12 protein-coding genes are annotated in these 13,100 nt (G+C 65.7%); all 12 read left to right on the plus strand.

What is annotated here, in order from left to right:
• The first annotated feature begins 203 nt into the window (after positions 1 to 203).
• Complete coding sequence (locus tag FM101_RS10690; protein WP_086999454.1) at positions 204 to 1,772, plus strand: ABC transporter ATP-binding protein; 1,569 nt, start codon at positions 204 to 206, stop codon at positions 1,770 to 1,772.
• A complete protein-coding gene (locus FM101_RS10695) occupies positions 1,765 to 3,102 on the plus strand; it encodes an ABC transporter permease (protein ID WP_086999456.1) in 1,338 nt (445 codons plus the stop codon). Before FM101_RS10690 ends, FM101_RS10695 begins: the two co-directional genes overlap by 8 nt.
• Positions 3,099 to 4,388: an ABC transporter permease gene (locus FM101_RS10700; RefSeq protein WP_428844159.1), complete on the plus strand. Its 1,290-nt coding sequence runs from the start codon at positions 3,099 to 3,101 to the stop codon at positions 4,386 to 4,388. The genes FM101_RS10695 and FM101_RS10700 overlap by 4 nt, the downstream gene beginning before the upstream one ends.
• A 4-nt stretch (positions 4,389 to 4,392) precedes the next feature.
• The gene (locus FM101_RS10705; protein WP_086999458.1) at positions 4,393 to 4,809 is read left to right on the plus strand and encodes a cytidine deaminase; all 417 of its coding nucleotides are present in this window, start codon (positions 4,393 to 4,395) and stop codon (positions 4,807 to 4,809) included.
• Positions 4,810 to 4,847: 38 nt separating this feature from the next.
• Complete coding sequence (locus tag FM101_RS10710; protein WP_086999460.1) at positions 4,848 to 6,158, plus strand: thymidine phosphorylase; 1,311 nt, start codon at positions 4,848 to 4,850, stop codon at positions 6,156 to 6,158.
• Positions 6,159 to 6,328: 170 nt separating this feature from the next.
• On the plus strand, positions 6,329 to 6,997 hold the full coding sequence (locus FM101_RS10715) for a DedA family protein (protein WP_086999463.1): 669 nt from the start codon (positions 6,329 to 6,331) through the stop codon (positions 6,995 to 6,997).
• A 77-nt stretch (positions 6,998 to 7,074) separates the two neighbouring features.
• The gene (locus FM101_RS10720) at positions 7,075 to 8,256 is read left to right on the plus strand and encodes an adenosine deaminase (RefSeq protein ID WP_086999465.1); all 1,182 of its coding nucleotides are present in this window, start codon (positions 7,075 to 7,077) and stop codon (positions 8,254 to 8,256) included.
• A gap of 7 nt (positions 8,257 to 8,263) precedes the next feature.
• Positions 8,264 to 8,977 (plus strand): MazG nucleotide pyrophosphohydrolase domain-containing protein, encoded by a 714-nt coding sequence (locus FM101_RS10725; RefSeq protein ID WP_086999467.1) that lies wholly within the window; start codon positions 8,264 to 8,266, stop codon positions 8,975 to 8,977.
• A gap of 78 nt (positions 8,978 to 9,055) precedes the next feature.
• Complete coding sequence (gene eno / locus FM101_RS10730; protein WP_086999469.1) at positions 9,056 to 10,336, plus strand: phosphopyruvate hydratase; 1,281 nt, start codon at positions 9,056 to 9,058, stop codon at positions 10,334 to 10,336.
• Positions 10,337 to 10,457: 121 nt separating this feature from the next.
• A complete protein-coding gene (locus FM101_RS10735; RefSeq protein ID WP_241895422.1) occupies positions 10,458 to 11,363 on the plus strand; it encodes an FtsB family cell division protein in 906 nt (301 codons plus the stop codon).
• Positions 11,364 to 11,384: 21 nt separating this feature from the next.
• Positions 11,385 to 12,116, plus strand: coding sequence for a DUF501 domain-containing protein (locus FM101_RS10740; protein WP_428844160.1), 732 nt, complete (start codon positions 11,385 to 11,387; stop codon positions 12,114 to 12,116).
• Entirely contained in the window at positions 12,113 to 13,066 is a 954-nt protein-coding gene (locus FM101_RS10745; RefSeq protein WP_086999471.1) for a Ppx/GppA phosphatase family protein, read from the plus strand. Before FM101_RS10740 ends, FM101_RS10745 begins: the two co-directional genes overlap by 4 nt.
• The last annotated feature ends 34 nt before the right edge of the window (positions 13,067 to 13,100 follow it).

Below are 13,100 nucleotides of genomic sequence, written 5' to 3' on the forward strand. Positions count from 1 at the left end.
GGGCTGTCCCGAGCCATCCAGAGGATCGGCAGGGACCGCCAAGAACGGCACGCGCCGTCCGTAGTTCGGGGTCACCCCGTTCTCGGGCGGCGCGTGCTCGCTCACCACCACACGTTCGCGGCTACGCTAGGGTCGACGGCGCACGGGTCCCATGGCCACACCATGGCCCCGGCGCCGGATGAGAAGGGAACACGGTACAGCACGTGAAATTGGAACTTCGCGGAATCACGAAGAAATTCGGTTCATTCACGGCCAACGACAACATCGATGTCGTCGTCGAGGACGGGCAGGTCCACTCGCTGCTCGGGGAGAACGGCGCGGGCAAGTCCACCCTGATGAATGTCCTCTTCGGCCTGTACGAGGCAACGTCCGGCCAGGTGCTCATCGATGACCAGCCCGTCAGCTTCAGCGGCCCGGGCGATGCCATGAAGGCAGGCATCGGGATGGTCCACCAACACTTCATGCTCGTCCCCGTCTTCACCGTGGCCGAGAACGTGGCGCTCGGTGACGAAAACACCCGCGCTGCGGGTATCCTCGATCTGGACGCCACTCGTCGGAAGATCCGGGAGATCTCCGACCAGTTCGGTTTCCATGTGGACCCCGACGCCGTCATCGAGGACCTACCGGTCGGTGTCCAACAACGGGTGGAAATCATCAAGGCGCTCGTCCGTGACGCCAAGATCCTGATCCTTGACGAACCCACCGCGGTGCTCACCCCCCAGGAAACCGACGAGTTGCTGAACATCATCAGGCAACTGCGCGATACCGGAACCTCGATCGTCTTCATTTCGCATAAATTGCGTGAGGTCAAAGCGATTTCCGACGTCATCACCGTCATCCGCCGCGGCAAGGTCGTGGGCAACGCAGATCCCAGCGCCCCGGCGACCGAATTGGCCTCACTGATGGTCGGGCGCGCCGTGAACCTGGCTACCGATAAGGAACCGGCAAAGCCGGGCAAACCCACGTTCAGTGTGCAGAACCTGACGGTTCTTGCCCCCAGTGGGCAGGTCATGCTCGACGACGTCAGCTTCGAGATCTCCGAAGGCGAGATCCTCGCGGTCGCCGGTGTCCAAGGCAACGGCCAGACCGAATTGGCCGAGGCGATCATGGGGCTGGAAGACCACGCCACGGGAAAGATCATGTTGCAGGGGGAAAACCTGCTGGGCCGTACGGTGAAGTCCATCATCAACTCGGGTGTCGGATTCGTCCCCGAGGACCGCAGCACCGACGGACTGGTCTCCTCCTTCACGGTCGCGGAGAACCTCGTACTCAACCAGTACGACAGGCCTCCCTTCGCCCGCGGACTCAACATGCTCCCCACGGTGATCAACCGCAACGCCGACGAGAAGATCGAAGAGTACGACATCCGTACCCAGGGCGGGCAGTCCAACGCCGGAACACTCTCCGGAGGCAACCAACAGAAGGTCGTCATGGCCCGGGAACTCTCCCGGCCCCTGAAACTATTCATCGCCTCGCAACCCACCCGCGGCGTCGATGTGGGTTCCATCGAATTCCTGCACCGACGGATCGTCGCCGAACGCGATGGCGGAACACCGGTCATGATCATTTCCACCGAACTCGACGAAGTTGCCGAGCTCGCCGACAGAATTGCCGTCCTCTATAAGGGACGGCTGGTGGGCATCGTCCCGGGGGATACCCCGCGCGACGTGCTGGGCCTGATGATGGCCGGCGCCTCAGCCGACGACGCCGGCGCGACGACCCCGGGCAGCGCCCGGACCCCGAACCACGAAGAGGAGTCCGGGAATGAATGATCCCGCCGACCTGACACCCCAGGACCCCGCAGCAGGAGGTCCCCCCGCATCACCAGAGGGTGGCGGATCCGTTCCCGGAGGGGCCGCCGCAGGAAACACTCCCGCCCAGCTGGCCGAGGCCGGCCCACCGGAGCCCGGTGCCACGTTGCTGCAACGCATCACCCAGGGCAGCGGTCTGGTATCGGTGCTGGCGATCGTCCTGTCACTGATCGTCGGTGCCATCTTGATCGCCGCGACCGACGAGCGGGTCACCGAAGCGGCGAGCTACTTCTTCGCCCGCCCCCTCGACATGCTGACCGCCGTCTGGGCGTCGGTCTCCGAGGCCTACGGCGCACTGTTCCGCAGCTCGGTTTTCAACACGCAGGCCGACGGCTTCGCCAATGCGATCTATCCGCTGACCGAAACGTTGACCGTCTCCACACCATTGATCCTGGCGGGACTCGGCGTGGCCTTGGCCTTCCGGGTCGGCCTCTTCAACATCGGTGGTCAGGGACAGATCATCGTCGGCGCCATGCTGGCCGGCTGGGTCGGTTTCACCTTGGAGCTGCCGGCCGGTATCCACCTGCTGCTGGCCGTCGTCGCCGGAGTCATCGGTGGCGCCATCTGGGGCGGCATCGCCGGGATCCTGAAGGCCAGACGGGGCGCGCACGAGGTGATCGTGACGATCATGCTCAACTACATCGCTCTGTACCTGCTGCTCTATGTGCTGACCACCACCGCCTTCCAGCGCCCCGGATCCAATAACCCCATCAGCCCCGCAGTCCACGATTCGGCGACGTACCCGCTGATCTTTGGTTCGGGGTTCCGGCTGCACTACGGATTCGTGGTGGCCCTGCTGGCCGTCGGATTCGTCTGGTGGCTGCTGAACCGTTCGACCTCCGGATTCGAACTACGAGCCGTCGGCGCCAACCCCCTGGCCGCACGCACCGCGGGCATCAACGTCCCACGGGCCTACACCCTGGTGATGGTCATCGCCGGTGCCCTCGCGGGACTGGCAGGCACAGCACAGATCTCCGGCACCGAACACTCCTTATCGGGTGATATTGCCGCCAGCTTCGGCTTCGACGCCATCACGGTCGCCCTGCTGGGGCGTTCCAAACCGATCGGCACCTTCTTTGCCGGGCTCCTCTTCGGCGCCCTGCGGGCCGGTGGCGTCGGCATGCAAGCCAATACCGGCATCCCCATCGACATCGTGCTGGTGGTGCAGTCCTTCATCGTGCTGTTCATCGCCGCTCCGCCGCTGGTGCGCACGATCTTCGGGATCACCGCCGGCAAGAAAAAGAAGTCCACCCAGGCGGCATCCGCCGCCCAGGCCGGAGGAGCAGCGTGAGCACCGCAACCACCACACCCCCGTCCCGCGTGGCGGCCATGGCCCCGGCGATCCGCAACTGGGGCGCACCGGTCACCCTGGCCGTCCTGGCCCTGCTGGCGCTGGTCGGGTTCGCCATCGGCAGCCCACATGCCACCGCCCGCTTCCGGATCTCCGCCAAGGCCGACGCAATCCAGGTTCCCGACGTGCAACTAGGCACCACCCTCGTGGGGTGGGCCGCCGCCGTCGTCCTGCTGTTGCTAGCCGGATATGCCTTCAGGTCCACCGCCCGCGCCGAGGCCCTGCCCCGTTGGATCGTCCCGGTCTTCGCCTCGGTCTGGGTCATCGCTTTCCTGGTCTGGGTCATCGGCAGTGCGAACAACCCCAACGTCTACTTCTCCGGTCTGATCGCCGGATCGTTCACTCTCGCCATCCCACTGATCTTCGGTTCGCTCTCGGGGGTGCTGTGTGAACGTTCGGGCGTGATCAACATTGCCATCGAAGGTCAGCTGCTGGCCGGCGCCTTCGGTGCTGCCATCGTCGGTTCCATCACCCAGTCCCTGATCGCCGGCGTCCTGGCCGCCGTGGTGGCCAGCGTGATCGTCTCGATGGTGCTGGCGGTCTTCAGCATCAAGTACCTGGTCAACCAGGTCATCGTCGGCGTCGTGCTCAACGTCCTGGTCGCGGGGCTGACCAGTTTCCTGTTCTCCACGGTCATGAAGGAGAACTCGGCGCTGTTCAACTCCCCGCCGTCGTTCCACAACATCAGGATCCCCGGCCTGGCGGACATTCCCGTCTTCGGCCCGATCTTCTTCAACCAGACGATCCTGGGCTACGGCATGTACGTCGCCGTCTTCCTGGTCTGGTTCGGTCTGTTCAAGACCCGCTGGGGTCTGCGCGTACGGGCCGTGGGCGAGCACCCGAAGGCCGCCGATACGGTGGGCATCCGGGTCAACGCCATCCGCTTCTCCAATGTGGCCCTGGCCGGCGTGGTCGCCGGTGTCGGAGGTGCCTTCTTCACCCTGGTGACCTCCTCGTCCTTCAGCAAGGAAATGACCGCAGGACAAGGCTTCATCGCCCTGGCAGCCATGATCTTCGGACGCTGGAACCCCATTGGCGCCTTCTTCGCTTCCCTGCTGTTCGGCTTCTCGCTGAACCTCTCCTTCGTGCTGAGCATCCTGGGCACCCCGGTGCCCAACCAGTTCATGCAGATGCTGCCCTATATCGTGACGATCTTCGCCGTCGCCGGGCTGGCCGGGAAATCACGGCCTCCGGCCTCCAACGGCGTCCCATACGTGAAGGAGTAGGCGCGTGGCCGAGGAAACGACGACGCCGCTGGATGCCGCCGGTTGGGAGAGCCTGCGGGCCGCGGCGACCGCGGCGATGGAACACGCCTATGCCCCCTATTCGAAGTTCCCGGTCGGGGCGGCAGCCCTGACCGAGGACGGACGGATCATCAGCGGTTGCAATGTCGAGAACGCCGCCTACGGGGTGGTCCTCTGCGCCGAATGCACCATGATCGGACAACTCCATATGGGCGGGGGCGGCCGGCTACGAGCGTTCTACTGCGTCGATAGGAACGGCAACATCCTCATGCCCTGCGGGCGCTGCCGCCAACTGCTGCACGAACACCGTGGACCCGATATGGAACTGATGACCGTGCGTGGCATCGCCACCATGGAACAGGTCCTGCCTGACGCGTTCGGACCCGAAACCCTCCTGCACTAGCCCCGGCCGCCCGGCCGGGAACCGACGAAAGGCCCAGCATGAGCACCGAGAAATTCGACGCCGTCGACATCATCGGCATCAAACGCGATCGGGGGACGCTGAGTCCCGAACAGATCGACTGGACCATCGACGCCTATACCCGCGGGGTCATTGCCGAGGAGCAGATGGCCGCCCTGAACATGGCGATTCTGCTCAATGGGATGGACCGGGCAGAAATTTCCCGCTGGACGACGGCCATGATCAACTCGGGTGAACGCATGGACTTCTCGACACTGCGCAGCCCGTCGGGGGTGGCCAAGCCGACGGCGGATAAACACTCCACCGGTGGGGTGGGGGACAAGATCACCCTGCCGCTGGCCCCGCTGGTGGCCGTTTTCGGGGTAGCCGTACCCCAGCTGTCCGGCCGTGGCCTCGGACATACAGGTGGCACCCTGGATAAGCTCGAGTCCATCCCCGGATGGCAGGCCTCGCTATCCAACGAGGCGATGATGGACCAGCTTGCCGGCTGCGGGGCGGTCATCTGTGCGGCAGGAACCGGCTTGGCCCCTGCGGATAAAAAACTCTACGCCCTGCGTGACGTGACCGGAACGGTCGAAGCCATCCCCCTGATCGCCTCCTCGATCATGTCCAAGAAAATCGCTGAAGGGACCGGGACACTGGTCCTGGACGTCAAAGTCGGCTCCGGGGCGTTCATGAAGGACGAGGACGATGCCCGCGAACTGGCGCGGACCATGGTGGGGTTGGGCACCGACGCCGGAGTGAAAACGGTGGCCCTGCTGACCAATATGGCCACCCCGTTGGGGCTCACCGCCGGCAACGCGATCGAGGTCCAAGAATCCGTGGACGTTCTCGCCGGGGGCGGACCGGCAGATGTGGTGGACCTGACCGTGAAACTGGCCGAGGAAATGCTTGCCGGCGCCGGAGTGCACGACGCCGACCCTGCTGCCGCCCTGGCCGATGGTCGGGCCATGGACGTCTGGCGGCTGATGATCTCCGCCCAGGGAGGTGACCCCGCAGCCGCGCTGCCGGTCGCCCGCGAATCGGAGACCGTGTACGCCCAGGCCGATGGGGTGCTGACCGAACTCGATGCCCTCAGCGTGGGTATTGCCGCCTGGCGGTTGGGCGCCGGGCGGGCCCGCCGGGAGGATGAGGTTCAAGCCGGGGCAGGGGTGCGTTTGCACGCCAAACCCGGGGACGTGGTTCGCCGCGGTCAACCGCTCATGACCTTATTGACCGACACCCCCGAGAAGTTCGGCAGGGCGCTGGAGGCGCTGGAATCGGCAGCCACGATCAGCGCTGAAGGGAGCAGAAGCGGCCAACGCCTGATCCTGGATCGGATCGCCCAGTAGCGGCCCCGCTGGCCTCAGGGATGACCCGGATTGAACCCTGAATCATCCCTGGGAGGGACGGCAAGCCCGGTGTTCATGGACCAGACTGGAAGCATCGCCCGGCCCAGTCCGCCCGTGGCCGTCGTCGTCCACTCGACGATTGACTCATTCCAGCTGAGGGAACCTGCTTCATGGATGTCATCAACGAAGTGATCCTCTACGCTTCGACGGCGTGGTGGATCCTGCCGTTGCTGTTCCTGTTCTGCCTGATCGACGGTTTGCTGCCCGTGGTGCCCAGCGAATCGTTGATTGTGGCCCTGGCGAGCGTGGCCGTGGCCTCCGGCGCACCGCCGCTGCTCCTGCTCGGACTCGTGGGGGCCGCCGGGGCCATTGCCGGGGACCACTTCGCCTACCGGTTCGGGCGGCGCATCGGCCTGGATCGTTTCCGCTGGATGCGCCGACGGCGGGCGCGCAAGACTTTTGCCGTGGCCCGCCGCGAACTCGAACGACGTGGCGCCCTGCTGATCTTCACGGCCCGTTATATTCCCATCGGACGCGTGGCAGTGAACTTCACCGCGGGGGCCACCCGGTTCTCCCTCCGCCGCTTCACACTGCTCGACACCCTGGGCTGCCTGACCTGGAGCGCCTATTCCACCACCATCGGCGCGGTGGGCGGCCACTGGATGAAAGACAACCCGCTGCTGGGCATCGGACTGTCGATCTCGATCGCCATGGTGTTCGGCTTCATCGTGGACCGGGTTCTCAATGTTCTGCGTCGTCGACTGGGAATCGACCCGCAGTCCCCGGACGCGCAGCCAACCCCCCAACTGCTTGAAGTGCCCGCGGACCGGAGGCGCTGAGCCTCGGGCAACGAGGGGAGCCCATCCTCGAGCGGGAATGGTTCCGTTGCGTCGGCACGCCCAGTACGCTGGGGTGCGTGAGTGAAGAGCTGATCCATACCGCCTATGACCCCGAATTCGACTTCCGCAGCCTGCCGAAGGTCTCGCTGCACGACCACCTCGATGGTGGCCTGCGACCGTCCACCATCATTGAACTTGCCGCAGCGGCACACCATGAACTGCCGTCCACCGATGCGGTGGCCCTCGGCGAATGGTTCCGGCAATCGGCGAACTCCGGTTCGCTGCCCCGCTATCTGGAAACCTTCGAACATACCGTCGCGGTGATGCAGACCCACGAGAACCTGATCCGGGTTGCCCGCGAATTCGTGGAGGACCTCGCCGACGACGGCGTCGTCTACGGCGAAGTGCGCTGGGCACCCGAACAACATCTCGCCGGTGGACTGAGTCTGGACGAGGCCGTCCAAGCCGTCCAGCAAGGCCTGGACGAAGGGGTCGAAGCCGTGGCCGAGAGTGGAAGGCCCATCCAGGTCGGGCAGCTCATTACCGCGATGCGCCATGCCGACCGCGGCGTGGAAATCGCCGAATTGGCGTTGCGTCACCGTGGTAACGGTGCCGTCGGCTTCGACATCGCCGGCGCCGAGGACGGTTTCCCGCCCTCCCGGATGACCGAGGCCTTCGACCTGCTGGCCAAGAACTTCTTCCCCACCACCGTCCACGCTGGCGAAGCAGCGGGAGTGGACTCGATCGTCGACGCCCTCCTGACGGGGAGGGCCGAGCGGCTGGGCCACGGTGTGCGCATCGCCGAGGACATCGACATCCAGTTCGGAGGCACCGACGATGATGGCTCGGAGGTCGAGGAAGACACCGGGCTGGTCACCCTGGGGCCGGTCGCCAATTGGGTGCGCGATCGGGGTATTCCGCTGGAGATCTGCCCGTCCTCGAACCTGCAGACCGGGGCCACCACGGGCTTCGGTGAGGGCATCGAATCCCATCCCATCGACCTGCTCTACCAGACGGGCTTCACCGTCACCATCAGCCCGGACAACCGCCTGATGTCGGATACGAGCCTCTCGAGCGAATTCGAGTTGCTGGTCGAAGCCTTCGACTACGACCTCGATGACCTGCTCGAGCTCACGCTCAACGCCGCCGAGGCTGCCTTCCTGCCGTTGGAGGAACGCGAAGCCCTGGTCGAATACATCAACGCCGAATATGCCGGGCTGACCGGCGACGGCGATGACCAGGACGATGACCAGGTGTGAGCCGAGGATGAGTGAGGCCCGACCCGGGGGGAGCCTGGGTTCGGCGGGGGAGCCGCAACGCCTGTTGGGCATCATTGCGGACCTCCGCCGGCACTGCCGCTGGACCGCCGAACTGACCCACGCCTCGCTGGTGGAATACCTCGTCGAGGAGTCCTATGAACTGCTCGAGGCCATCGAAACCGGCCAGGATGATGACGAACTGCGCGGGGAACTGGCCGACGTGCTTCTGCAACTGGTTCTGCACGCCGAAATCGCCGCCGAACGCGGGGCCTTCGATTTTTCAGATATCGCCGCCCACCTGAGTGAAAAGATGATCCGCCGCAACACGCACGTCTTCCACCCGGATGGCAGCCTCCGCGGGAGCTACCCCGAGAGCATCCAGGAGATCATCGGGTCCTGGGATGCTGCCAAACGCGCCGAGGACCCCTCCCGCACCGACCCGTTCTCCTCGCTCCCGCGTCATCTTCCGGCCCTCGCCTTGGCGGATAAGACGATCGGCCGGGCCCGCCGTTGGGCCGGCGCCACCCCGGCGCCGGACACCCCGAAGGCCCCGGAATCCGTGGTGGTGGACACCGAAGACGAGCTGGGTGACCTGCTGCTGGGGATCGTCGCCGACGCGCATGAGCGTGGGCTGGACGCGGAACGCTCGCTGCGCACCGCCGTCGCACGTTACATGACTCATGCGCAACCAACTTCCTCCTCCACAGCCGGCACAGGCTAGGCTGGGAGGCGAGGCAACGTGCCCGCGTATCCAATGCTGTGTACGGCCCCCAAACCCACCCACGAAGGAGTACCTTCCATGGCCTTGATCGATGCCATCCACGCTCGCGAGATCCTCGATTCGCGTGGCAACCCGACCGTAGAAGCCGAAGTCCTGCTCTCCGATGGCTCATTGGGCCGCGCGGCAGTGCCCTCCGGCGCTTCCACCGGAGCCTTCGAAGCCGTTGAGCTGCGCGACGGTGATAAGTCCCGCTACCTGGGCAAGGGCGTCTCCAAGGCCGTTGACGCGGTCATCGACACGATCCAGCCGGCCCTCATCGGCCAGGACGCCACCGACCAGCGGGCCATCGACCAGATCATGATCGACCTGGACGGCACCGCCAATAAGTCGACCCTGGGCGCCAACGCCATCCTGGGTGTCTCGCTGGCCGTGGCCTCCGCCGCTGCCGAGTCCTCCAACCTGCCGCTCTACCGCTACCTGGGTGGCCCCAACGCCCACGTTCTACCGGTACCGCTGATGAACATCCTCAACGGGGGTTCACACGCAGACTCCGACGTCGACATCCAGGAGTTCATGGTCGTCCCCGTGGGCGCCTCCACCTTCTCCGAGGCACTGCGCTGGGGCGTCGAGGTCTACCACGCGCTGAAGTCGGTCCTGCAGGAACGCGGGCTGGCCACCGGGCTGGGGGACGAGGGCGGTTTTGCGCCGAACCTGGAAAGCAACCGTGCTGCCCTGGAACTGATCATCGAAGCCATCAAGAAGGCCGGTCTGATCCCCGGCGAGGACATCGCCCTGGCCCTGGACGTCGCCTCCTCCGAGTTCTTCGAGAACGGGACCTACCAGTTCGAAGGTGGCTCACGCACCGCCGCCGAGATGAGCGACTACTACGCCCAGCTCGTCGAGGACTTCCCGCTGGTTTCCCTCGAGGACCCGCTGGACGAAGACGACTGGGACGGGTGGAAGACCCTCACCGACGCCATCGGTTCGAAGGTCCAGATCGTCGGCGACGACCTCTTCGTCACCAACCCCGAGCGCCTGCAGAAGGGCATCGATTCGGCCACGGCGAACTCGCTGCTGGTCAAGGTGAACCAGATCGGCTCACTGACCGAGACCCTGGATGCCGTGTCGCTGGCCCAGCGGGCCGGTTACACCACCGTCACCTCGCACCGCTCCGGCGAAACCGAGGACACGACGATCGCCGATATCGCCGTCGCCACCAATGCCGGCCAGATCAAGACCGGTGCCCCGGCCCGCTCCGAGCGTGTCGCGAAGTACAACCAGTTGCTGCGGATCGAGGAAGAGCTCGGCGACGCCGCGTTCTACGCAGGAAAGGCGACCTTCCCGCGTTTCACCGCCTAACGTCGCACCGCAACGCGTAAAGTGCTGAGGGGAGCCGCCGGACACCGGTGGTTCCCCTCACGCCTTTGAAACGTGTGCCCAGCCCACCCCAGAGACCACCGAACAGACCGGTAGGAGACCCATGGCAACCCGACGTCCCAACATGCCTCGGGTCCGGCCTGCCGATCAGGGGCACGGTGCTACAGCAGCCAACGAGGGCGAAAACGCGGCAGCCCCTGCCGCGAACACCCCGGCGGCCCCCCGCACACCGACAGCGGTCAACCGGCAGAAAGTCGTCCCGATGGGTGCGGCCCCGGCGCACGAGGAGGCGCCCCGGGCCGCCTCTTCGCGTCCCGAAGCGGCCAGCGCATCGGCGGCAGGTAAACCGGCCACCAAGAAACCAGCTGCCAAGAAACCGGCCAGTCAACCAGCTGCCAAGAAACCGGCGGCAGGCAAACCGGCGGCCCGTACCTCCACGGCGAAGAAGCAGCCAGGCACACCGCCCACCAAAAAACCGAATCAGCCCGGTAAACGTCCCGGGCCCCGGCAGGGCGGCCCCCGGGAGAAGCGACTGCGCGAACGTGCAGAACTTTCCGGGGCGATCCGCTCCGGCAGTGGACACCGCAAGCCCGAGGCCGCACAGACTCCCGCGGAAGGTGGCGCGCCGGTCCCGGCCCGGGCCTTCTCCGGGCGCCTGCTGACCCTGGCGGTCATCTTGGCCGTGGTCACGGTCCTGCTGCTGCCCAGTGTGGGAACCTATATGGACCAGCGGGCCGAGGTCGCCGAAGTTCAGGCGTCGATCGCCCAGAAGCAGCAGGAACAGGACGAGCTCGTCACACAGATCTCCCGTTGGGACGACCCGGCCTACGTCAAGGCACAGGCCCGTAACCGGATCAACCTGGTGATGCCCGGCGAGAAGAAGTACATGGTGGTCGGAGCAACCGGTGAGGAATCCGCAGCCGGCCCACAAAGCGTGGGCGATGTCCGGACCGACCTGCCATGGGTCGACTCCCTCTGGGACACCGTTGTACGCTCGGCCACCGACTGATCATTTCCCGAAGGAGAACACGTGGAGCATCCCGCCACAGCACCGCGCCATGAAGCGCTGGACGCCGAACAGCGGGTCCCCACCCCTGAGGACCTGGACACGCTGAGCCGTCAGCTCGGCCGCCCGGCCCGCGATGTGGTGGAGATCGGGGCGCGTTGCCTCTGCGGCAACCCACTGGTGGCCACCACCGCCCCGCGGCTGGCCTCGGGCATCCCCTTCCCGACAACGTTCTACCTCACCCACCCCGTCATCACCTCGGCCGTTTCCCGGCTCGAGGCCGCCGGGCTGATGGCGACGATGACCGAACGGCTGGGACAGGATGAAGCCCTGGCCGCCACCTACACGGCGGCCCACCACGACTACCTCGCAGCCCGTGATGCCATCGGGCAACGTACCGGAATCGGTGCGGTCCCGGAAATCGACGGGGTCTCCGCCGGCGGGATGCCGACCCGGGTGAAATGCCTGCACGTGTTGGTGGGGCATTCGCTCTCAGCCGGCGCCGGGGTCAACCCGTTGGGAGACGAAGCCATCGCCGGTATTGCCGAATGGTGGACCGCTGAGCGCTGCCATTGCCACGGCGCGTGGGATACCGAGGCACCAGTGCCCGCACAAGACCGCAGCCGCCACGTCAAAACACAGGCCGAGGATCCTGCCGTGAAGAAGGCCCGGCGCAGTGCAGCCAGGCAGGCGCGCGAACACGCCGAAACGACCGGGCAGCAGCCCGAAGGACACGACACAGGAGACCAAGCATGAGGGTTGCCGCCATCGATTGCGGGACGAATTCCATCCGGTTGCTCATCGCCGACGTCATCGAGGACGAGGAAGGGCAGACCCGACTGCTCGACGTGTCCCGCCAGATGCGTATTGTGCGTTTGGGCCAAGGGGTCGACGCCACCGGAAACTTCGTGCCCGAGGCCCTGGAGCGCACCTTCACCGCCGTGGATGAATACGCCGCGCTCATCGGCAAGCATGGGGCCCAACACGTCAGGTTCGTCGCCACCTCGGCTACCCGCGACGCCGGCAACCGCAACGAATTCATGGAAGGAGTCCGCACCCGCTTGGGGGTCACCCCGGAGGTGATCGAGGGCTCGGAGGAAGCAGCTTTGAGCTTCGCTGGTGCAGTGTCCGTGAGGCCTCCAGCGGATACGGAGAATGTCCTGGTCGTTGATCTGGGCGGAGGATCCACGGAATTCGTGGTGGGTACCAGCGACGGCGTGCGGGCAGCAATCAGCATGGATATGGGGTGCGTGCGCTACGCCGAACGCTTCCTCACCGACGACCCGCCGACGGCCGAACAAATCGCAGCAGCGGAAGCAGAAGCCAACCGGCAGATCGACACGGTTCTTCAGACGGTTCCGCTACACGAGGTGGACCGGGTGGTCGGCGTGGCAGGGACCATCACCACCGTGACCGCCCATGTGCTGGATCTCCACAGCTACCAGCCCGAGAAGATCGACGGTTCCGAACTGCCCATCGGTGTCATCGAGGCAGCAGCCAGCGAATTCCTGGGTTTCTCACGCCGCCGCCGGGAACAACTTCCCTACATGCACCCGGGCCGCGTCGACGTGATCGCCGCCGGGGCACTGATCTATCGGACCATTCTGTTGAGGATGGCCGAGCTGACCGGAAACCGGGTGCGCACGGCGGTCGCCAGCGAACACGATATTCTGGACGGCATCGCCCTCGGGTTGGCACGCCAATAAGCTGTCCTCTCGCCGTCGTCCCCGACCTTGGAAG

Origin of the sequence: Arthrobacter rhombi (assembly GCF_900163545.1) — a bacterium.
Classification (GTDB): Bacteria; Actinomycetota; Actinomycetes; order Actinomycetales; family Micrococcaceae; genus Arthrobacter_H; species Arthrobacter_H rhombi_A.

Coding starts and splice junctions, on each gene's coding strand:
- FM101_RS10725 (WP_086999467.1), top strand. CDS start 8,264: ATGAGTGAGGCCCGACCCGGGGGGAGCCTGGGTTCGGCGGGGGAGCCG.
- FM101_RS10735 (WP_241895422.1), top strand. CDS start 10,458: ATGGCAACCCGACGTCCCAACATGCCTCGGGTCCGGCCTGCCGATCAG.
- FM101_RS10745 (WP_086999471.1), top strand. CDS start 12,113: ATGAGGGTTGCCGCCATCGATTGCGGGACGAATTCCATCCGGTTGCTC.
- FM101_RS10710 (WP_086999460.1), top strand. CDS start 4,848: ATGAGCACCGAGAAATTCGACGCCGTCGACATCATCGGCATCAAACGC.
- FM101_RS10715 (WP_086999463.1), top strand. CDS start 6,329: ATGGATGTCATCAACGAAGTGATCCTCTACGCTTCGACGGCGTGGTGG.
- FM101_RS10695 (WP_086999456.1), top strand. CDS start 1,765: ATGAATGATCCCGCCGACCTGACACCCCAGGACCCCGCAGCAGGAGGT.
- eno (WP_086999469.1), top strand. CDS start 9,056: ATGGCCTTGATCGATGCCATCCACGCTCGCGAGATCCTCGATTCGCGT.